This window comes from Streptomyces roseochromogenus subsp. oscitans DS 12.976 (assembly GCF_000497445.1).
GTDB classification, from domain to species: Bacteria; Actinomycetota; Actinomycetes; order Streptomycetales; family Streptomycetaceae; genus Streptomyces; species Streptomyces oscitans.
In genome coordinates, this window is record NZ_CM002285.1 from 4,218,509 (window position 1) to 4,241,563 (window position 23,055).

Sequence of the window (23,055 nt, forward strand, 5' to 3'; positions counted from 1 at the left end):
TCCTGACACCGGCGGATGAGGTCCACCGCCCCAGGGCCGCAGCGCCTGCGCATCTCGCGGTAAACGTCACCTATCCCTCCGCTCGTAGCGTGGAGTCCGTGATCGCAGGGGAAACTCCAGATCACATCAATTGCGATAACTGGGCAGACTCCGACACCGCATGTCAGTGGCGTGCGCGATGATGTAGGCCGACCAGGGGATGAGAGAGGTTTGGCCGCTGTGGATGTCTTTGAACTGCACCGGAAGCTTGTCGCTGACTACCGGCAGTTCACCGAGTCATTCGTGGGCATCCGGGACCCCAGAATTCGTGAGGCCGTCGAGCGCGACCTCGCAGAAGGCGGCCAATGGCCGGACGCATGGCTGTCGATCAATCCTCTCTTCGAACCGGGGGGCTCGGTTGACGCGCTCGTCAAGGGCCAGCTGCTGCACCCCGAGTGCTCCAAGATCTTCCGCACCGGCAAAGATGCCGAAGGGGCTCCCGGCGTTCCCATCTCTTTCCACCGGCACCAGCGAGAAGCGATCGAGGTAGCTACCACCGGCAGGAGCTTCGTGCTCACCACCGGCACCGGTTCGGGCAAGAGCCTCGGCTACATCGTGCCAATCGTGGACCACATCCTGCGTGCACGCGCCGCGGGCGATACGGAACGCCGTACGCGCGCGGTGATCGTGTACCCGATGAACGCTCTGGCGAACAGCCAGCGCAAGGAGCTCGAGAAGTTCCTTCAGGCAGGGTACGGGCCAGAGGCGTCGCCAGCGACCTTTGCCCGCTACACCGGCCAGGAGTCCGAGGAGGAGCGCCACCGGATCCTGCGCGATCGCCCCGACATCATCCTCACGAACTACGTGATGCTCGACCTCCTCCTCACCCGCGACAAGGAGCGCGGAAACTTTCTGAATGCCACACGCGATCTGCGTTTCCTCGTCCTGGACGAGCTCCACACCTACCGCGGCCGGCAGGGAGCGGATGTCGCTCTGCTGGTGCGGCGTGTGCGGGACGCCTGCGAGGCGCGGAGCCTTCAGTGCATCGGCACCTCTGCCACCATGTCGAACGAGGGAGATCATCTGGAGCGCCGCAAGGACGTGGCGCGCGTGGCCAGCCGGATCTTCGGAGGGCCGGAAGACGTTGCACCGGAACATGTAATCGGCGAGACACTCCGCCGCGCCACCCGAGGGCCGGATCCGTCACCGGCGCAGCTGACCGAAGCCGTTCTCAGGGCACCGGACCGGCTCACCCGCGACTACGACGATCTTGCTGAGGATCCGCTCGCGATCTGGATCGAGAACACCTTCGGTCTGCGGGACCAGGCCGGGCATCTGGAGCGGCAGCGCCCGATCACGCTGGCTGATGCTGCGGTCGGCCTGGCCGCCCTGGTGAACCTGGACGAGGACACGTGCAGGGCTGCCATCGAGGACATGCTGCGTGCCGGAGCGAAGGCGAAGGCCCCTGACACGCATCGCCCCTTGTTCGCCTTCCGTCTGCACCAGTTCGTGTCGAAGGGGGACACCGTCTATGTAAGCCTTGAGCCCGAGGCGACACGCTACGCCACCAGGCGATACCAGCGTGTGGTCCAAGGTGACCGGGGCAAGCTCCTGCTGCCCTTGTCCTTCTGCCGCGAGTGCGGCCAGGAGTACCTCGCTGTGTCCCGGACGATGAGAGCCGGCCAGGTGGCCTACGAGCCGAGGCACGACCACGAGTCGGACGACGATCAGACCGCGGACGGCTATCTGTATGTGAGCACCGCCGCACCGTGGCCAGCGGATCCTGTCACGGACGGGCGGCTGCCGGACTCCTGGCTCGTGCGCGACGAATCCGGTATCCATGTGACCGACAATCGTCGGCGCTATCTTCCGGTGCCTGTGACCGTGGCCCTCGACGGTACGGAAATGGGGTACGGCGGCGCAGAGAGCGAGTCCTCAGCCGCGGGCGACCACGGCACTGAACCTCCCGAGGGGCTTAGGGCTGCCTTCGTCCCCGCCCCGTTCCTGTTCTGCCTGAACCCCGAGTGCAAGGTCTCGTACGAGCAGGTCCGTGGCCGGGACTTCGCCAAGCTCGCCAGCCTCGACTCGGAGGGGCGCAGCTCCGCGATGACGGTGATCAGCGCGAGCATCGTCCGGAGTCTGCGCAGCCAGCCACCCGGCGAGGAGATGCCGAGAGAGGCTCAGAAGCTTCTCACCTTCGTGGACAACCGTCAGGACGCCAGTCTGCAGGCTGGGCATTTCAACGACTTTGTCCAGGTGACGCATCTGCGGGGCGCCCTGGTCAAGGCGTTGAGTGACGCCGGTCCAGCCGGGTTGCGCTACGACACTCTGGCGCAGCGTGTCACCGATGCCCTGGCCCTGCCGGTGGAGTCCTACGCGGGCAGGGCGGAGGTTCGCTTCAGCCATCAGCGGGAGAATGTCACCTCTGCTCTGCGCGCGGTGGTGGAACTCCTCCTGTACCAGGACCTGCAGGGGTCCTGGCGTGTGACGATGCCGGGCCTGGAGCAGACCGGGCTGCTGGTTTTCGACTATCCGGCTCTCGGTGAGATCGCCGCTGCCGAGGACCTTTGGGAGACCGGGCACGCGGCTCTCGCCGACGCCGCCCCGGAGCAGCGCGAGCAGCTGCTCCGGCTGGTGCTCGATGAGATGCGCCGCAATCTCGCCGTCGACGTCGAGGTTCTGTCCCGCACCGGTTTCGAGCGGGTGCGTTCGCGCTCCGACCAGTGGCTGACTGGCCCTTGGGCGCTCTCGGAGAGTCATCCGGAGCCCCGCCCTGCGGCTGTGTTCCCAACGCCGGCGCGGCCCGGCGGGTACCGCAGTGACGTCCACTTCACCGGCCGGTCCATGCTCGGCCGCTATCTGCGCGCGCCGAGCTGTTTCCCTCACCTGTCGGACCGCCTGACCGTCGACGACGCCCAGCTCGTGATCCGCAGGCTGCTCGAAGCGCTCTGCGAAGCAGACCTGATCACGGAGTCCGTGCCACGGTCGGAGACGGGTACCCCCGGCTACAGAGTGAAGGCGTCCTCGCTGCTCTGGCTGCCTTCAGACGGTTCCGAAGGCATGCGCGATCTGCTGCGTCGCCGACACGGTGCCACCGCGCCGCGCGTTAATGCCTTCTTCCGTGGTCTCTACGCGGATCTCGCGCACAGCCTCGCCGGGCTGCAAGCCGCGGAGCACACCGCTCAGGTCCCCACGCCCGTACGGGAGGAACGGGAGGCTCGGTTCAGTTCTGGCCAGCTGCCGTTGCTGTACTGCTCCCCGACGATGGAGCTCGGCGTCGACATCAAGAGCCTCAACACCGTCGCGATGCGTAATGTGCCGCCTACCCCGGCGAATTACGCGCAGCGTTCCGGGCGCGCTGGACGTTCCGGTGAGCCCGCCCTGGTCACCACCTACTGTGCCACCGGGAACGCACACGATCAGTACTACTTCCGTCGGTCCCACCTCATGGTTCAAGGGCGGGTGGCGCCGCCACGCCTCGATCTCGCGAACGAAGATCTGGTCCGCAGCCACATCCAGGCGATCTGGCTCGCCGAGACCGGAGCCGACCTGCACTCGAGCCTGCCCGAGGTACTGGATCTCGCTGATTCGATGCGCGGTTATCCAGTGCGCGAGGAGATCTGGGCGCAGATGCTCGATCCTGCGCCGGGCCGCCGTGCGGAGGAGCGGGCCCGGAACGTGCTCGCGTCCGTACCGGACCTCGACAGCTCAAGCTGGTGGAGCCCGCGCTGGCTGGAGGACGTTGTCCGCAACGCCGCGCGAGGCTTCGACCGAGCCTGCGACCGCTGGCGCAACCTCTACCGGGGCGCTCTCGCGGAGCAGGAGGAACAGAACCGCCGTGTCCTCGACCAGTCGCTGAGCCCCCAGTCCCGTGAGCAGGCGGCCCGGCGCAGGCGCGAAGCCGAGAACCAGCTCAAGTTGCTGCGGAACGAGGACAGCCAGCGCCTCGGCCACAACTTCAGCGACTTCTACACGTACCGCTACTTCGCGTCTGAGGGGTTCCTGCCCGGATACTCCTTCCCACGGCTCCCGCTGGCTGCGTACATCCCGGGCTCCCGCAAAGCTCGGGGTGCGGGTGCTGAGGGCGACTACTTGCAACGCCCCCGTTTCCTGGCCATCAACGAGTTCGGCCCCGGTGCCCTCATCTACCACGAAGGAGCCCGATACGAGGTCAAGCGGGTGCAGTTGCCCATCGCCGAACCGGGCGAGATCGACACCGAAGCGGCCCGGCTCTGCCGCCACTGCGGCTACTTCCACGAGCAGCAGGCCGGGACGGATCTCTGCGACAACTGCGGGGAAGCGCTCACCGGGCTCATCCCCAACCTGATGCGGTTGACCACGGTCGTCACCGAGCGTCGCGAACGCATCTCCTCCGACGAGGAAGAACGACGCCGGGCAGGCTTCGAGCTGGAAACCGCCTACCGGTTCAACGCGCACGGCGACCGACCGGCCAGGCTGGACGCCCAGATTCTCCTCGATGGCCAGAAGCTTGCCGATCTGGCCTACGGAGACACCGCCAGCCTGCGCGTCATCAACAAGGGACGACGACGGCGCAAGGACAAGGCACGGGTCGGTTACCGCATCGATACTGCGACCGGCCGATGGCTGCCCGACAAGCAGGCCGAAGCCCTCGAATCAGACGAAGGGGAGTCGTTTGCGGATGCCGACATCTCCCGCCCCGTGGTCCCCTTTGTGGAGGACCGACGGAACATCCTCCTCCTGCGTCTCGCCGAGCCGGTTGACGAGATCACCGCCACCACGTTGCGTTTCGCCCTTGAGCGCGGTGTCGAGGCGGTATTCCAGTTGGAGGACTCCGAGCTGACCTCCATCGCCCTGCCGGACCCGGACAACCGGGCCCGGATGCTGTTCACGGAGAGCGCCGAGGGCGGGGCCGGGGTGCTGCGCCGCCTGCAGGCCGAACCGGACGCCCTGGCGACCGCGGCCGCCGAAGCCCTGCGCATCGTGCACACCGACCCCGACACCGGTGAGGACGCGCCGGCGGCGGCCGGTCTGCCCGAGCCCTGCGAACTCGGTTGCTACGACTGCCTTCTGTCCTACGGGAACCAGAGCGAGCACCGGCTGATCGACCGCACGAAGGTGATCGGGCTGTTGAGGGGCATCGCGCGGGCAACGGTGCGGGGCACGGGCGGCACAGCCAGTCCTGCCGACCGGCTCATCATGCTCAAAGAGGACAGCGAGAGCGAACTGGAGCGCGCCTTCCTCGATTTCCTCGCCGACCGGGAGCTGCGCGTGCCGGACGAGGCGCAGGTCCCGCTGATACAGCTCGCGGCCCGGCCGGACTTCGTCTACCGCCTCGCCGGTGCCGACGTAGCCGTCTTCGTCGATGGTCCACACCACGACCGGCCCACCCAGCAGCAGCGCGACGAGGAGGCCGAGGACCGGCTGATGGACGCGGGCTGGCTGGTTGTCCGCTTCGGGCACACTGACAACTGGCAGAAAATCGTCGACCGTTACCCGAACGTGTTCGGATCCGGAGGAGCCCGGTGACCAAGTACGAGACCGGCAATCTGGTGGCCGCCCGCGGGCGTGACTGGGTCGTGGAGAAGGTCACCGAGGATTTTCTGGTGGCACGCCCATTGGGCGGTGACGCGGCATTCACCACCGGGCTCTTCGTCGACGAAGTAACGGATTCGTCCTTTCCCAGGCCCAGCACCGCCCCCGACGAGGTGGGTGACTTCAGCAGCGCGGGGCTTCTTCGAACGGCGCTGCAGATCGGGTTCCGGGACAGCGCGGGCCCCTTCCGATCCCTCGCCCAGTTGAACTTCGAGCCTCGCCGCTACCAGCTGGTACCGCTGATGATGTCGATGAGCATGGATGTGACGCGTCTGCTCATCGCCGACGATGTCGGCATCGGCAAGACTGTGGAATCAGGGCTCATCGCAAAAGAGCTGGTGGCTCAGGGGCAGGTTGACCGATTCAGTGTGCTGTGCCCCCCAGCGCTGGCCCGGCAGTGGCAGGACGAGCTGCGGGACAAGTTCGGCATCGAAGCCGCGCTGGTCCTGCCCAGCACCGTCAAGAAGCTGGAGCGCGACCTCATGGGCGCCGAAAGCCTCTTCTCTCGGCACCGGTTCACCATCGTGTCGACGGACTTCATCAAGCGGGAGGACCGCCGCAGCCAGTTCCTGCGCAGCGCACCGGAACTCGTCATCGTCGACGAAGCTCACACCTGTGTACCGGACGCCGCCGACCGGGCAGGCAAACACCGCCAGCTGCGTTACGAACTCCTCACCGAGCTTTCCACGTCACCACAGCGCCACGTCATTCTGGTCACCGCCACACCCCACAGCGGCAAGGAGGAGACCTTCCGCTGCCTCATCGGCTTGCTCGACCCTCAGTTCGCCCCGGATTCCGGCTCGTTCGACCCATCCCAGTCAGAAGACAGGATGCGCCTGGCCAAGTTCTTCGTGCAGCGACGCCGCCGCGACATCAAGCACTACCTGCAGGAGGAGACCCACTTCCCGGACACGCGGTTCCTGCGGGATGTGCCCTTCCGGATGCACGACGAGTACGCGGATCTCCTGGAGGACGTACTGGCGTACGCGCGGGAGACCGTTCGTACGAGCAGCGGTGCGACCCGCGACCGCATCCGCTGGTGGTCAGCCCTCGCCCTGTTGCGCTCCCTCGCTTCCTCGCCCCTGGCCGCCGCCGCCACATTGGAGACCAGGGCCGCCGTCGAGGCTCTGACCGACGCGGAAGCAGAACGGCTCGGCCGGGCCTCTGTCCTGGACGGCACCGAGGACGACACCGACGAAGGCGCCGACGCCGCGCCCGCCGGTGATGCCACTGAGGCACTGATCCCTCTCAAGGGCGTGGAAGGAGCCGAGGAGAGCGAACTGAGTGAGCGGGACAAGGCCCGGATCCTGGAGGAGCGGAAAAGGCTCCGGCGATTCGCCGAACGCGCCCGGCAGCTGGCCGGCCCAGAGCACGACCGGAAGCTCCTTCAGGTGGGCAAGGAAGTCAAGCAGCTGATCACGGCCGGCTACAACCCGATCGTCTTCTGCCGGTACATCCCCACGGCCCAGTACGTTGCGGATTACCTGAAGTCCATCCTCGGCAAGATTACAGTCGAGCACGTCACCGGGCTGTTGCCCCCGAAGGAGCGCGAGGACCGCATCGCGACGCTCACTCAGGGCCCTGCCGCTCGCAGGGTCCTGGTCGCCACCGACTGCCTGTCGGAGGGCGTCAACCTGCAGCACGGCTTCCAAGCTGTCGTCCACTACGACCTTCCGTGGAACCCGACGCGTCTCGAGCAGCGCGAAGGACGTGTCGACCGTTTCGGCCAGCGTTCGACGTACGTGCGAGCCGTGACCTTGTACGGCGAGGACAACGGCATCGATGGTGTGGTCCTCGAAGTCCTGCTGCGCAAACACCGTGCCATCCAGAAGGCAACCGGCGTCGCGGTACCGGTCCCCGAGGCCGCCGACAGCCTGGTACAGGCACTCGTGCAGGGCGTACTGCTGCGCGGCCGCGAAGAACGGCAGCTGACCCTCGACGTGGAGGCCGAGGAGGCAGCCGAGGCACTTGAACGGCAGTGGCGCGACGCGGCTGAGCGTGAGTCCAAGGCACAGACCCGCTACGCACAACGAACCATCCACACCGACGAGATGCAGCAGGAGATCGACGCCCTCCGGCAGGCCATCGGAAACCGGGACGACGTCATCCGGTTCGTCCGCGCCAGCCTCACCAAGCTGGGCGCCACCCTGCATCCCGCTCCCTCCCGGGAAGAAGCCTCAGCCTCCGCCCGCCGCAAGCCTGCCGGTTCCGCCTCGACCGCCCAGACGGCCCTGACGGAACCAGTAGAGGAAGCAAAGGACTTCACCGCCGACCTCACCGGGCTGCCCCCCGGACTGCTGCGTGACCTGCAGCTCGACGGCGCGGCCCGGACCCCAGAGCTCACCTTCCGCGCAGAAGGTGCTGAACGGATCGGCGAAGCTACCCTCACCAGATCAGACCCCCGTGTGGTCGCCCTGGCCCAGTGGGTGCTCGACACCTCCCTCGACGGATCGATCGCCGGCGGGCGACGCCTGGCCCGGCGCTGCGGCGTCATCAGGACGACCGCAGTGGACTCCCGCACCACGCTCCTGCTGATCCGCCTCCGCCATCACCTGACCCTGCCAGGGCGCGGCACCACACCCACCGTGGCCGAGGAGGCCCGCGTCCTCGCTTACCGGGGCAGTGCGAGCGCACCCGAGTGGCTCACCCCGCCGGAAATGACCCAGCTCCTGGACGCCGAACCCACGGCCAACGCCATGGAAGAACACGTACGCCAGTACGCAGACCGGGCCGTACGCGATCTCGACCGAATCCAGCCGGAGTTGGACCGCCACGGAGAGGCAGCAGCGTCCGAGCTCCTCGCAGCGCACCGCCGCGTCCGCCGCTCGGCCTCCGCCGCCCGGCGCGGACTGCAGGTGACGTTCCAGCCCTCGGCCGATGTCCTCGGTGTGTACGTGTACGTTCCTGACACCGCAGCAACCAACCGGACCACCACACCCGGAGGCACCGCGTGAGCCCGACTGCCGTCCCTCTCGCGAGCGACGGATTCACTGCTGTAAGTATCGAGGGCAGCGTGCTCTCCCCCGAGATCCTGGCGCGTATCTCCGCAGGAGACCGCACTCTGCCCGGGATGACGCCGGGCGAGTACAGCCTGCCAGTCGGGCGGCTAGGCGACGCCGTGAGCCGGTCGTGGGCGTATCTGCAAGGCGTGTACCAGTCCTACCGTGACCAACTGAAGCAGCTGCCGGCGGCCGACCTCGGCACCACCCTGACCCGGCGGAAGTGGCTGCTCCCCCTCTTCGCCGAACTCGGCTACGGCCAACTGCCAACGACACGGCGAGGAGTCACAGCTGGCGGACGGTCCTTCCCCATCAGCCATCTCCACCGCGAGCACTTCCCCGTCCACCTTCTGTCCTGGCACACCGAACTGGACCGCCGCCCCGCCAAGGGACGCGTCCCCCAAGCTATGCTTCAGGACTGCCTCAACACCGGCGGGTCGCTGTTGTGGGGAGTGCTCTCCAACGGCCGGGTGCTGCGACTGGTGCGGGACTCCACCTCCCTTGTCGGCTCCGCATATATCGAGTTTGACCTCGAATCGATCTTCGACGGGGACCTGTACGCGGACTTCTACCTGCTGTACGCCCTGCTCCACGCCTCCCGCATCAACCTGCTGCCCCGAGAGGACGACGCATCCGGCGAGCCCACCACCGCTGACTGCTGGCTCGAACGCTGGCGGGAGGAAGCCCTGGAAAGCGGCTCGCGCTTCCTGCAGGGCCTGAGTACCGGGCTGCGTCTCGCGCTGGAGGAGCTGGGCTCCGGCTTCCTCGCCCACCCCGCTAACGAACAGCTGGGCAAGGGGCTCAGGAGCGGCGACCTCCCCAAGGACCGCCTCAATGCCGCCCTGCTGCGGCTTGTCTACCGACTGATCTTCCTGTTCGTCGCCGAGGACCGGCAGGCCCTGTTCGGCAAGGACTGCGATCCACAGGCCCGGGACCGCTACGAGGCGTACTTCTCCAGCAGTCGGCTGCGCCGCCTCGCGCTGACGATGAAGGGCGACCGTCGGGACGATCTGTGGCAAGCCCTGGTCATGGTGCTGAACGCCCTGGGTAAAGAGGGCGGGGATCCTCGACTCGCCCTGCCAGGACTCGGCGGCGTCTACGATCCTGGTGCCCAGGACCACCTCCTCGATGACGTCACCTTGGCCTCCCTCCGACTGCCAAACGACCGTCTCCTCGCTGCGGTGCGCCACCTCTCCCGGGTCCGCAGCGACGACGGCAGCCGCTGGCTTCCCGTCGACTACCGCCACCTCGGCGCGGAGGAGCTGGGCGGGGTGTATGAGGGACTGCTCGAACTGGTCCCGGACCCCGATCCGGACCGCAAGACCTACCGCCTGCGCAACTCCGCCGGGCATTCCCGCAAAGCTTCGGGCTCGTACTACACGCCTACGGCACTTGTGGACACCCTGCTCGAATCCGCCCTGGATCCCGTCCTGGAGGAAGCGGCGAAGTCGACCAACCCCGTGGACGCCCTGCTGCGGGTGACCGTGTGCGACCCGGCGTGCGGATCTGGACACTTCCTGGTCGCCGCCGCCCGCCGCATCGCCAAACGCATCGCCGTCGTACACACCCAGGAAACCGAGCCACCTGTGGATGCCGTGCAGCGCTGGCTGCCCGATGTCGTGGCACGCTGCATCCACGGCGTGGACCTTGACCCGATGGCTGTCGACCTCGCCAAGTTCGCCCTCTGGATGCAGGCCCTCGAACCGGGCAAGCCCCGCCCGATGTCCTTCCTCGACGCCCACATCCGTCAGGGCAACGCCCTGCTCGGTACCACGCCGCGCCTGCTGGAGCAGGGCATCCCCGACGTGGCGTACCAGGCCCTCGAAGGCGACGATGCCAAGCAGGTAGCCCGACTCCGCAAGCGCAACCGGGAGGAGCGCGACGCAGGACAGGACGCACTGTTCTCCACCGGCGGCGTCACCGTGGCCACGGGCAACGCCCACCACGCCCACGTCATCGCGGACATCCACAGCAAGCCCGGCCGCGAGCTCGTCGACATCCACCGGCAGATCGACAAGTACCGCTCGTGGCAGTCGTCCCCGGAGAAAGTCAAGGACCGCCGTATCGCGGACGCCTGGTGCGCCGCCTTCGTGTGGCCCACCTATGTCGGCGGACCGGAGGGAATCGCCGCGGACGCCTGGCGCCGCCTAGTCGAGAACGGCAGCGCGGGTGCGGTGACCGACCAGACGGTGGACCAACTCGCCCATGAATACGGGTTCTTTCACTGGCATCTGGAGTTCCCGCACATCTTCAACAGCTCGGACGACGAAGCACCCGGCTACGACCCGGACCTGGGATGGAACGGCGGCTTCTCGTGCGTCCTGGGCAACCCCCCCTGGGATCGGGTGAAGCTCCAGGACAAGGAGTTCTTCGCCGCACGCGTTCCGGAGATCGCGGACGCTTCCAACAAGTCGGCTCGCGACCGCGCGATCGCCAAGCTCGCCGCTTCGCCAGAGCAGCGCTTCCACTACGACGCTTACCTCGCCGCGCGCCGGCGCTCTGAGGGCACTCTCCACTTCCTGCGTGACTCGGGACGGTTCCCTTTCACGGGACAGGGCGACGTCAACACGTACTCGGTGTTTGCCGAAACCGCCCGGCAGTTCATCGCGGGGCGCGGTCGTTTGGGCATCATCGTGCCGACTGGGATCGCCGTGGACTCCACCACGGCGCCCTTCTTCCGAGACATCCTGCAACAGCGGCGCCTCGAATCTCTGCTGGATTTCGTCACCAATCCGCGAATCTGGACAGATGTGGGCAACCGCCGCTATCGATTCTCGCTCCTGACAGTTACGGGCCGAGACAGCGAAATCACGCAGGCCGAGTCCTGGACCCTGGGCAAACACCCGGACGAACTGCCTCCGCGCGGCGAGCGCATCAAGGTCGATCCGAAGGACCTGCTGCTGGTGAACCCCAACACCGGCACCATGCCCATGTTCCGCACCCAGCAGGACGCCGACATCACACTCGGGATCTACCACCGCGTACCGGTGCTCTGGGACGAGAACAATGACGCCCCTGACGTCAATCTCTGGGGCATCTCCTTCATGCGAATGTTCGACATGGCCAATGACTCCGACCTGTTCTGGGAGCAGCCAGAACTGGAGGCAGGCGGGCTGCACCTGGAGGGGAATGTCTTCACCGACGGCACTCACCGGCTGCTGCCGCTGTACGAGGCAAAGTTCGTCCACCACTACGACCACCGGTTGTCCTGCTACAGCAAGCGGCCCGAGGGCAGCCAGGACACGGAGCTGCCGCGACTGACGCTGGAGGAGAAGAACGACCCGGGGCGGGGACCCATTCCGCGGTACTGGATGTCCGAGTGCGATGTGGACTACCGCTTGGGCGGGCGGTGGGACAAGGGCTGGCTACTGGGGTGGCGTGACGTGACTCGGTCCACGGACGAGCGGACACTCGTTGCTGACGTGGTGCCTCGTATTGCCACGAACAACAAGTTCCTCCTTGCCTTCACCCAACACGGAAGCCCGTCAGCGCTGCTTGCATGCATGTCATCGTTTGCTATGGACTTCCTCGTCAGACAGAAGATGAGTGGCGTCTCTCTCAACTACTTCATCCTCAAACAGATCGCGCTTCCCCGCCCTAGCGCTTTCGAGCAGCTCGCATGGGCACCAGAGCAAATGGATGTCGACTGGTTCGCCGCTCGGGTCCTGGAACTCACCTACACGGCGCACGACCTCGCCCCCTTCGCCCGCGACCTCAACGACGAAGGCCCCCCTTTCCGCTGGGACGAAGCCCGCCGGGCCCAGATCCGCGCCGAGCTCGACGCCGCCGTGTTCCACCTCTACGACCTAACCGAGGCCCAGGTCGACCATGTGATGGAGACGTTCCCCATCGTGCGTGGCAAGGACATGGCGGCCCACGGCGAGTACCGCACGAAGCGCCTGATCATCGAGGCTTACACGGCGATGGACAAGGCTGCCCAAGCGGGCGACGCCTACGTCTCGCCGCTCAACCCACCTCCGGGACAAGGGCCAAGGCATGTGCCGGAGTAGCCAGTTCTCCGTGCGACGAGGGCGCGGCAAGCTCGACACTTTAGGATCTGAAACGGCGTGACTACGCATCAGCGAGGGGACAAGGTGAGCGGCGTGGGTGACGGGGTAACGGCGCACGAAGCGGCAGCCGTACTCAAGAAGGTGCTCGACGACCGCACCGACCTCGACCGTGATGAATACGGGGACAACAAGCGCCTGCTCTTCGCCCTCCAGCTGCACCAGGGAATCGACGACATCCATGCGGTGGCCGTCGATTCCCTGACCGACGGGGGCCAGGACCACGGCTGCGACCTGGTCTACATCGACCCCGACTCCGAGAAGCTCATCATCGCCCAGGGGTTCGAGTCTCCCAAGTCATCCCTGGCAGAGCCCAAAGTTTGGAAAGCCACCGCCCTCAACGAGAGCGTCGCCTGGCTGCTGAGCGGGAAACCGGAGGACCTGCCCGCACGGCTGAAGCCCGCCGGCGAGGCCGTCCGCCAGGCCCTCCAGGACGGACGCATCAAGGAGGCGCAGTTCTGGTTCGTCCATAATCAACTCGAGACCGCCAACGCACGGGCCGAGCTCGACGCGACCGTTCGCATGGCGACGCGGGTGCTTCAGCAAGCGTATCCGGACTCCGCTCCGGAGCGCGTCATCGGTCTCGAGGTAGGTGTGCCCACCCTGTACCGCTGGTACAAGGGGTCGCGGAGTCCCATTCTGGTCACCGATGAGATCACTCTCACCGTGGATGACTGCTTCGAACTGTCAAGCGGTAAGTGGAGTGCCGTGTGCACCGCCGTGGACACCGCCTGGCTTCAGAACCTGTACTGGGAACACAACGGCACCGAGGAGAACCGTCTGTTTTCCGCCAACGTCCGTGGCTTCGTCGGAGTCAAGGGCAAGAAGGGCGCTATCAACAGCGCGATCCGTAAAACCGTGCAGGAGCAGCCGGCAAATCTCTTCGTCCTGAACAACGGCGTTACGGCCCTCACTCAGGGAGTCGAGGTTGGTGAGCCCGGCCCCGACGGTCGGCGTGTCATCACGTTGCAGGGTCTGTCGATCGTCAATGGTGCACAAACGACCGGGGCCGTGAGCGACGAAACCCTCCGCAGACAGACCGAGGCTGGCCAGCTGCTGATCCGGTTCGTGGTGTGCGACGACCCTTCGCTCGTCAGCGAGGTGATCCGCACCACGAACCGTCAGCTCGCCACCCTGCCAGCGGACTTCCGCAGCAACGACCGTACCCAGCTGCGGCTCATCAAGGAGTTCCAGCAGCTCGGCGACATCGCCTACGACGGGGGGCGCCGTACCGACCCCAGCGACATCGCGGTGGCACCACCTGCGAACCGCGTCGTGGCGACGACGGCAGCCAAGGCTCTCGCAGCCTTCCACGGTGATCCCTACATCGCTCATAATGAGCCGGGCAGGATCTGGTCGGACGACGGGCTCTACGCCAGCCTCTTTGGCGACCACACCACGGCTCGGCATGTGCTGTTCTGCTACGGGTTGCATCGCGCGGTGGAGCAGGCGAAGACCGAGTACGCCGTCAGATGCAGGAACGATCCGGACCTCAAAGGCAACCCACGCAAGGTGCACGACTTCCTCCAGCGCCGGGGCGCTGTTCCCGTGGTCGTCGATGCCGTCGCCGCTTGCATGGACACCCTGCTCGGCCGCGGCACGCGTGACCCGTTCACGCTCGGGTTCTCCCGGCAGCCCACACTCCCCAAAGTGATCGAGCACTGGCACCAAGTACTCAAACCCATAGTTCCCTTCCTCCCACACCTCGCACCCGCTCTCCAACGCGGGGGCTCGAAAGGTGCCGGCGAGCATGACCGGGCGAAGGCGGTTGAGGAGGCCCGCACGAATTTCGCCGGAATGGTCGAATCTTTGAGCGATCAGGACCACGTTAAGACGGTATTTGACATCTTCCGGCAGAAGCTTGGCGAAAGGGCTAACTAGCCGCCATCACCACCCTTCTCCCTAACCAAGGCTCCGCCACTTAGAGGATCCAGAGACCATCGCGTGCTCTCCCCCGACAACGCCATGTTCGGCACCCACGAACTCATCACCCGGGTCACAGAAGACACAGGTGACGCCGGTAATTTAGGCGTCGTACTCGCGCTGCTCACCGCTGGGACCTGGGCCACCCGGGACGACGTCGCCGACGTACTACGAGTCGATCCCGCCACCGTCATGCGCTATGCACGGCAGATCCAGTCCAGCGCCTCCGATCGCATCGTCAGCAACGCGGCTCAGCCCGATTCGCAGGCTCAGGCGCACGCCATGCGCAGGGAAGGCACGCTCTTGCCACAGTCCGGGAGACCGGATCCAGCCCGGAGAGTTACCGTCGAAGCTATGCGCGAAGCTCTGGGCACCGCTGCACCATCCCCACCGCGCCGCGCCTGGCTGGTCCGGGCCTCCGACACGGGCCCCTCTGACCTGCTACAGGACTGGCTGAACGAGGGGTACTGCGGCGTCGAGGCGTCACGCTTGCGCGCGTTGGAGCCGGGCAGTGGCGAGGATGCCGTACGTCTCGCCGTGGAAGCCGATTACGCCCATCTCGCCCAAGTCGGCCTGAGGGACAAAAGCGCGGAGATCCACCTCTTCCTGAACCGGATGCGTGAGGGTGACCTCGTGCTGGCCCCTGCCAGAGAAGGTGACCAGCTGTATCTGGGGGAGGTCACGTCGGGCCCGCACTTCATATCGGACCGGACGGTGGCCCTGACCCGCAGTGTGCGCTGGCTCAACACCGCGGCTCCCATCGATCCCTTCGAGGACGACATACCGGACGGCCTCAACGGCAAGCTCGGCGTCCAACTCAGCGTCGTCGACCTCACAGACCTCGCCGATGACCTCGCCGCCATGCTGCCGCCCGAGGCCGGTGCTCCCCCACCTCCGCCCCGTCGCAGTCTGCACCTCCCCGGGCCGGATGCCCAGTTGGCCGGAGATCTACATATCCGTCCACAGGATCTCGACGACTGGATCAAACTCCTCAAAGAACGGCCTCAGCTCGTCTTCTACGGCCCACCGGGCACTGGCAAGACGTATCTCGCACGCAAGCTCGCCCTGCACCTCACAGCAGGACGACGTGAACGCGTCACCCTCGTACAGTTTCATCCCTCTTACGCCTACGAGGACTTCTTCGAAGGGTTCCGCCCACGTCAGGGCAAGGATGGGCAGCCCGGATTCGAACTCGTGCCCGGCCCATTCCGGCGCACCGTCGAGAACGCCCGTAAGGACCCATCCAGCCCTCATGTTCTGATCATCGACGAAATCAACCGGGCCAATCTGGCTCGGGTCTTCGGAGAGCTGTACTTCCTGCTGGAGTACCGCGACGACATAGTGCACCTCCAGTACGGAACCGACGACGGCAACGGCTTCACGCTCCCGCGGAACGTCGTCATCATCGGGACGATGAACACGGTCGACCGGTCGGTGGCACGCGTCGACGCGGCCATGCGGCGACGCTTCTCATTCGTTGAGCTGCATCCCACCGCCGAACCCACCTCGTCCATGCTGCGCAGCTGGCTCCGCAGCGAAGGACTTCCGGACACCGCAGCCCTACTCCTGGAAGAGCTCAACAGCCGCATCGCCGAACGGGACTTCCAGCTCGGGCCGTCCTACTTCATGCGCCGTTCACTGTATGAGGAACCGGGCGCGCTCGCCCGCGCCTGGCGTACCTCGATTCTGCCGCTGCTCGCCGACCAGGAACCCGGCGACACCATCGATCGGTTCTTGCTAGACGAGATCCTCGACGAGCTGGGCATCGAGGAAGGGTCATTGCTGCGTCAGACCCCCTCAGCCGACAAAGCTCGTGGCGAGGATGTCAGCGGTCCGGCATGACGCGCCTCAACCTGTCCGAGAGCGGCAAAGCCATTCAAGCGGAACTCAGCCCGCGACAGGCAGCCGCCCTGACCTCGTCTCGCATCGTGCGAGTGGAGCCAGGCCGCCGCCCAGGTCTGTGGCGAATCAGCGGCAACCGGCTCGTCGGCGCCGCGCGAATCGGGGGCATCGACGTCCGCATCGCACCAAAGACACCGGTCGCACGCCTGCTGTTCCTCCTGGCGTACACCGCAGCTCCGGACCGCTGGTACCCCGAGCCCATCGCAGCGTCGGAGCGCGACGGACTGCTCCCGGCGGTAGCATACGCTTTCGTCAGAGCCGCTGAGCGCGGCCTCCGCCACGGCGCCCTACAGGGGTACGTGAGTGTCGACGCGACGCTGCCCGTCGTGCGCGGTCGTATACGCCATGCTGATCAGCTGCGTCGGCACTTCGGCAGAGCCTTCCCCGTGGAAGCAAGCTACGAGGAATTCACCGAAGACATCCCGGAGAATCGCATCCTACGCGCAGCGGCCCGGCGTCTCTTGGCACTCCCCGGGGTGCCGGCAACCTGCCGTCCCGAGCTCAGGCGGGTGATCGCCGCACTCCCCGATGTGGAGGACGTGCCATCGACGCGGGCCTTGCCCGACTGGACTGCCAGCCCTGACAACGCGCGCTTGCGTATCGCAATCCGCCTCGGCGAGCTCGTCCTGCGAGGAGCTTCGTACGAACTCGACGACGGCGGAACCGTCCCCGTGGACGGCCTGCTCATCAACATGGAAAAAGTTTTCGAGGACTTTGTCGCTGTATCGCTCCGGGAAGCACTCCGTCCGTACTCCGGATATGTGATCACCGATGGCGGCCGCCACTTCCTCGACGAGGCGCACCGGATCCGCCTGCTCCCCGATGTCGTATGGTGTCGCGGCGACGGCACAGCTGCCGGGGTGGCCGACGCCAAGTACAAGTCCGACTCGGTGCGTGGCTTTCCAAACGCCGATCTCTACCAGATGGCGTCGTACTGCCTCGGTCTGGGACTCGACCGCGGGCACCTCATCTACGCTGCGGGTGAGAGACCAGCCCTCCGTCACGCCGTCCGGCACTCCGGCATTGAGCTCATCCAACACACCGTGCCGCTGGCTGCTGAGCCACCCACAGTACTCACCGCAATCTCACGAATCGCTGCCGCACTCGCTAACAAATCGTGATGGTCGGACCAGAACACCGCAAGAAGGCTCAACAGCATCCCACCACCCGACCGTATTCCCCGCCGTCTTCCTGCCGAAGTTCATGGATCACGCCGTTCAGCTATAGCGGAGATCGCTACGGTAATAGCCTGGACGCGAGGGAGGGGACCCCAATCCATGAGAGCGGACACGGTCGACCTGCGGCGGATCTTCGGCAGGGACGTGCGCTACACGGTGCCGCTGTTCCAGAGGCCGTACGTGTGGAACCGGGACGAGAACTGGTCGGCCCTGTGGGAGGACATCCGCCGTACCGTCGAGCGGGCCGAGCAGGCGGCAGTGACCGGGGAGACGGTGGCACCGCACTTTCTCGGAGCGGTTGTCTTCGATGAGACCCCGTACCTTTCGTCAAGCCTGGAGACGCGGCAGGTCATCGACGGCCAACAGCGCCTGACAACACTACAGTTGTTCCTATTCGCGGCCCGCCTGTCGGCGGCGGCTCTCAACCACGAGCGCTCCGTGCGCCTGCTGAGTAAGTTCCTGGAGAACGACGAAGACCTGTTCGACCGCGCCCAGCATCCCGACCATCTCTACAAGGTCTGGCCGACCAATGCGGACCGTGACGAGTTCCGCGCGGTCATGCTCGGCCAGGGAGAGGGAGGACGGCTCGCCGAAGCCGTCGCCTACTTTCAGCAGGAGATTGACACGTGGCTGGCGGAAGCAGCTGAGCCGCAGGAGCGGCTGGGGATGCTGGTGCAGGCGCTGCGGGAACAGCTGCGTTTGGTCATCATCGACTTGGAAGAGCACGACGACGCGCAGGTCGTCTTCGAGACGCTGAACAGCCGCGGTACACCACTGGAGCACGCGGACCTGATCAAGAACCTGCTGTTCCGCGACGCCGAACGGGCCGGCGCGGACGTCGACCGGCTCTACAAAACGTACTGGGCGCCCTTCGACCAGGACGAATGGCGCGTTGAACAGACGACTGGCCGCATTACGCGAAGCCGCCTCGACGTGTTCCTGACGCACTGGCTCACGATGCGTACGCAGCGCGAGTTCACTGCCTCCGCCTTGTTCAAGGAGTTCGAGCGCTGGCTGCTCTCGTCTGCCGTCCCTACGGAAGACGTCTTTACCGAGCTGACGCGATACGCCGAGATCTATGACCTCATCGACGACCATCCGCTGCACGGCGTCGAGGGACGGTTCCTGTATCGGATGAAGGTCCTTCAGACCTCCACTCCGATGCCCCTGCTCCTCCTCCTCTACGGCCTGGACGAGTCCGTGCTGCCACTGGAGCGCCGACGGCGGGCGATCCGGGCCATCGACAGCTACCTCGTTCGCCGGGCGGTGCTCAATCTCAGCACCCGCGACTACAACAACGTCTTCCGTGACCTGGTCGCGGCCGTAGCCCGACAACCCGACCGCGCGGACGAAGCCGTCATCAAGGCCCTGTCGGCAATGCAGGGCCACCACCGTCATTGGCCGAGCAACTCCGAGTTCCGTGCCTCGCTGGAACAGGACCCCATCTACTCCCGCTTGGTCCGCCGCAGCGTACGCATCCTCCTGGAGGCACTCGAGGACGAGTTGCGCACCGACCACACCGAACAGCTCACTGTCCCCGTCGGCGAACAGGCCGGCACAAAGTTGACCATCGAGCACGTCATGCCGCAGAGCTGGCGCGACAACTGGCCGCCCCTTGAGAACGATCTGTCCGAAGGAGCCGACCGCGACGAACTGGTCCACACACTCGGTAACCTGACACTGGTCACCGCCCGCCTGAACCCCACCCTGGGCAACATGGCCTGGGAGGACAAGCGGCAGTGGCTCGGCAAGCACAGCCTGCTACGCCTCACCCACGGCACCTTGCTCAGTGCTCCACCGAACACTGACATCAGCGACTGGGCGACCACCTGGGACGAGCATCGAATCCGTACGCGGGGCACGTACCTGGCCTCACTGTCCTTGGACATCTGGCCGCATGCCGACGATCTGCGCACCGACCCGTTGTCTTCCGAGCACGACAACACGTGACGCTCACGATCAGCACTTTCATGCGAATTTGCTGCTGCAATACAAGCGCAGGTACGGCCACCACGCTGGCAGTCCACCGCCTGGGAGAAATCCGGGAGAAGATCTTCTCTCAGAGCCCTCGCAACGCCCCCCCGAGACCAACCACCACCAACGTCCTGACCTGCGCGTACACCATCGGTAGCAGGTGGACAACATGATCGAACCTCATTCGGGACGAAGAGGTCGTGGGTTCAAATCCCGCCACCCCGACGCTGGTCAGAGGGCCAATCGCATGATCGCGATTGGCCCTCTGTCGTGCTCGGGGGGCCAAACAGGGGGCCAAACGAATTTGATCAGGCCACCGCGTCCCTCTCTTCGGCGTCCTCCGTGTCCTCCCCTTCCTGATCTTCGGCGAAGATGTCATCCATCGCTTCGGCACCCTGCGTGATCACGGGCCGGAGCTGCTTGCGGTAGACCGCCTCTGTGGTCGCCTGACTGCTGTGACCGACCAAGAGCGCGATCCGTTCCAGGGGGATGCCGTGGTCGGAGAGCAGGGACACGACATCGGCGCGGCAGTGTGCGTGTACCAGTACGGCCGATTGGTAGTGGACCTGTGGGGTGGCGTCGCCGACCCCGAGACCGGTCGGCCGTGGAGCGGGACACTCTGCAACTCGTCTACTCGGCTACCAAGGGGGCGACCGCGACCGTGGCACACGTGCCGGCCCAGCGCGGTGCGCTGGACCTGGACGCGCCGGTAGCCAAGTACTGGCCAGAGTTCGCCGCGATCGGCAAGGCGGACATCCCCGTACGCTGGCTCCTGTCCCACCAAGCCGGATTGATCGCACTGGATCAACCGGTACCGCTGAACGAAGCGTTGGCCTGGCATCCTATGGCGGCTGCCCTGGCTGCGCAGCGCCCTCTGTGGACACCGGGCACAGCGCACGGGTATCACGGTCGGACCTGGGGCTGGCTCGTCAGCGAGGTGATCCGCCGCGTGACTGGCCAAACGCCCGGCCGCTTCTTCGCCGACGAGATCGCTGCCCCCCCTCGGACTGGACTTCTTGATCGGGCTGCCGGCGGATGAACGCGACCGGGTCAGCCGCATGGTGTACCAACGGCCGGACGTCGACCTCACCACCGTGCCCGTCGAGACGATTCCGGAGGAACTCCGTGAACTGGTCGCCGCCTGGCGCGACCCGAACTCATTCAGCAACAGGGCCTACGCGGTCACCGACCCCGCCCAGATCGACTTCGACGAACCCGAAGTGCAAGCCGACTTGGAAAGCGTGTTGGGGTTGGACCTTGGTACCGAGGGTCCGTGTCATCGTCCGCCTGACTGAGCCGGCCTGGCCGCGTGCTACGTCTTCGCCTCAGGATGCGGGCTTCGTGTGTGCGATGCGTGAACGGACTGCCCTGCATGGACAGGGCGCCCGTCCGCGAGTTTAGGGAGACACGGTGGCCCTCTCCACTCCCGGATTCACCCGAGCCGGTCTCACGTGCACCAACCCGGGGGACAAATGTCAGCCACGCGCAAAGAACGGCGAAGACGCCAGCATCGCCCTTCGGCTGCTCCTGCAAGCGCCACCGGCTCACGGCACGGTACCTTCAAGCTGGCTGACGTGCAGGGAGCCGACGATCCTAATGAAACACAACGTAGCTCACCTATCCCTCGGCGGCCGGGGATGGAGCCGATATCAGCCACGTTGCGATCCCGCGTTGGATGCTCATTCGCCATCGTGACACCCTGTGCCCTGCGTATCGTCATGTCCACCACGAAGCCGTCGCCTCACTGGGAGTCACACGTGAACCGCCGCCCTCTGCTCATCGTGGCCGCGCTGACGAGCGCCGCAGCCTTTTCGCTGTCTGCCTGCAGCAGCGGCTCCAAGGACAAGGGCAATGACAAGATCGCGGGCGCCGGGAGCGGCGACACAACGCAGTCGGCGTCACCCAGCTCGAGCGCGTCGACCTCGGCCGATCGCCCGGCGATCTCTCTGCCGAGCGATGTGAAGGACGACTTCGAAAACTGGAAGGCGGGCGACCCCACGAAGGATGCGGTCCTCACCGACGCCGGTGGCGCGCAGAACGCCATGAACGACGCGATCCTCAAGGGCGATCCCAACACGTCGGCCATGTCCTTCTACTACAAGGACCAAGCCCTCGTCTCCACCGTGAAGTGGGTGCAGAAGTGGAAGGACGCCGGGCTCACCTTCACAGGAACCACGTCCTACTTCAACCCGAAGGTCGAGATGTTCGGCAAGAACGCCGCCGGAGTCGTGTTCTGCTCGGACGAGACCAAGGCGTTCAACAAGAACCGCAAGACCGGCAAGGTCGACCACTCCGCGCCCGGCAAGGACGCGTTCGTGCTGTACAACATGCGTCTGGAGAAGAACGCCCAGGGCGTCTGGCAGACCGCAGTCGGAACGTCTGTGAGGGGAAGTCAGTCATGCATGCGCTGAAGCGCTCCGGCACGCTCCTCGTCGGCGCGCTCGTCCTCGCTGGTGTCCTCGCGCCGAACCTGGCGTTCGCCACGGGGCCGGGCGGTTCCCAGTTCGACGTCTCGGGCGACAATCAGCAAGGTCAGAGCCAGTCCATCGGCTCGCGTATCTCCTTCCACGGGGCGACCCGTGGTTCCGACGGCGGCGACTCCGGAGGCTTGGCTCCAGTGACCAACTGGGCACCGCCCGCGTGCTGGTACGAGCCGAAGTGGAACCCTGACGAGTTCGCCAAGCACTTCGAGAAGGAGTGGAACATCCCTGACGCCAGCGGGGTCGGCGAGGCTTACAACATGGCCAAGGACCACTTCCAGAACGGCAAGCCGTACAAGGACTTCAACAAGGCCGAGACCGGCAAAGGCATGTGGTGGGACGCGGTGCGGGATCCGGCACGGGAGAAGGCCGGCGATCCGGCGGCTTTCGCCTGCGACACCGCCACGTTCTGGGTGAAGAACGGGGAGACGCCCACCGTCAAGAACGCGGTCACCCCCGACGTTCTGGCTCAACTCGCATACAGCAGGATCAAGTTGCCCGACACAAAGGTGACGCTCGCTCCATCCGGCCCCACCAAGGTGAACCTGGCGACCTGGGCCTGGCTGGACAAGAAGGACTTCAAGCCGGTGTCGGTTACCGCCGAGCTGAACGTACCGGGGTGGAACCTCCAGGCCATCACGACCGCCAAGCCGATCTCACTGAAGTTGGAGCCCGGCACGCCGGATGCGACGACCTACCCGGCCGGCGGCGAGTGCACGTTCAATGACGACGGCTCCATCGGCACGGCTTGGGCCCCAGGACTTGGGAACCAGGACCCGCCCTGTGGCATCAAGTACCTGCGTTCGTCCGCCGGCGGTTCCTTCCCTCTGAAGGCGACGATCACCTGGCAGGTCACCTGGACCGGAACGGGCCACCAAAACCCGACCGGCCTGCCCGACGGTGTGTTCGGCACGACCCAGAACGTCGTCGTTGAAGAAGCCCAGGCCGTCAACCGCTGAGTACGAGGCCGGGCGTGCAC

At 65.9% G+C, this 23,055-nt stretch carries 9 protein-coding genes and 2 pseudogenes; 10 read left to right on the plus strand and 1 reads right to left on the minus strand.

Features of this window, described 5'->3' with window-relative positions; genetic code table 11:
* Nucleotides 1–219: 219 nt before the first annotated feature.
* From M878_RS67960 to M878_RS67990, 7 genes are all read left to right on the plus strand, one after another.
* On the plus strand, nt 220–5,487 hold the full coding sequence (locus tag M878_RS67960; protein ID WP_023547818.1) for a DEAD/DEAH box helicase: 5,268 nt from the start codon (nt 220–222) through the stop codon (nt 5,485–5,487).
* Nucleotides 5,484–8,507: a helicase-related protein gene (locus M878_RS67965; protein ID WP_023547819.1), complete on the plus strand. Its 3,024-nt coding sequence runs from the start codon at nt 5,484–5,486 to the stop codon at nt 8,505–8,507. The genes M878_RS67960 and M878_RS67965 overlap by 4 nt, the downstream gene beginning before the upstream one ends.
* Nucleotides 8,504–12,562, plus strand: a complete 4,059-nt coding sequence (locus tag M878_RS67970) for an Eco57I restriction-modification methylase domain-containing protein (RefSeq protein WP_031225207.1) — start codon at nt 8,504–8,506, stop codon at nt 12,560–12,562. The genes M878_RS67965 and M878_RS67970 overlap by 4 nt, the downstream gene beginning before the upstream one ends.
* 93 nt (nt 12,563–12,655) lie before the next feature.
* A complete protein-coding gene (locus M878_RS67975; protein ID WP_023547821.1) occupies nt 12,656–14,500 on the plus strand; it encodes an AIPR family protein in 1,845 nt (614 codons plus the stop codon).
* Between the two features lie 63 nt (nt 14,501–14,563).
* On the plus strand, nt 14,564–16,384 hold the full coding sequence (locus tag M878_RS67980) for an McrB family protein (protein ID WP_078630312.1): 1,821 nt from the start codon (nt 14,564–14,566) through the stop codon (nt 16,382–16,384).
* A complete protein-coding gene (locus tag M878_RS67985) occupies nt 16,381–17,565 on the plus strand; it encodes an McrC family protein (RefSeq protein WP_023547823.1) in 1,185 nt (394 codons plus the stop codon). Before M878_RS67980 ends, M878_RS67985 begins: the two co-directional genes overlap by 4 nt.
* Before the next feature lie 156 nt (nt 17,566–17,721).
* On the plus strand, nt 17,722–19,572 hold the full coding sequence (locus M878_RS67990) for a DUF262 domain-containing protein (protein WP_023547824.1): 1,851 nt from the start codon (nt 17,722–17,724) through the stop codon (nt 19,570–19,572).
* Between the two features lie 332 nt (nt 19,573–19,904).
* Here M878_RS67990 and M878_RS94455 read toward each other — a convergent pair.
* Nucleotides 19,905–20,123: pseudogene (locus tag M878_RS94455) on the minus strand (site-specific integrase); the annotation flags it as partial.
* Between M878_RS94455 and M878_RS000000101445 the strand changes: the two are divergent.
* The 3 genes and pseudogenes from M878_RS000000101445 to M878_RS68010 form a co-directional block, all read left to right on the plus strand.
* Nucleotides 20,112–20,825 (plus strand): annotated as a pseudogene (locus tag M878_RS000000101445) (serine hydrolase domain-containing protein); the annotation flags it as partial. The pseudogenes M878_RS94455 and M878_RS000000101445 overlap by 12 nt on opposite strands.
* Before the next feature lie 552 nt (nt 20,826–21,377).
* Entirely contained in the window at nt 21,378–22,007 is a 630-nt protein-coding gene (locus M878_RS68005; RefSeq protein ID WP_245238129.1) for a hypothetical protein, read from the plus strand.
* The gene (locus tag M878_RS68010; protein ID WP_023547830.1) at nt 21,995–23,035 is read left to right on the plus strand and encodes a hypothetical protein; all 1,041 of its coding nucleotides are present in this window, start codon (nt 21,995–21,997) and stop codon (nt 23,033–23,035) included. Before M878_RS68005 ends, M878_RS68010 begins: the two co-directional genes overlap by 13 nt.
* The last annotated feature ends 20 nt before the right edge of the window (nt 23,036–23,055 follow it).

What these genes read in the sequence shown, in the direction of transcription:
- M878_RS68010 (WP_023547830.1), top strand. Translation starts at nt 21,995, where the DNA reads ATGCATGCGCTGAAGCGCTCCGGCACGCTCCTCGTCGGCGCGCTCGTC.
- M878_RS67985 (WP_023547823.1), top strand. Translation starts at nt 16,381, where the DNA reads ATGACGCGCCTCAACCTGTCCGAGAGCGGCAAAGCCATTCAAGCGGAA.
- M878_RS67990 (WP_023547824.1), top strand. Translation starts at nt 17,722, where the DNA reads ATGAGAGCGGACACGGTCGACCTGCGGCGGATCTTCGGCAGGGACGTG.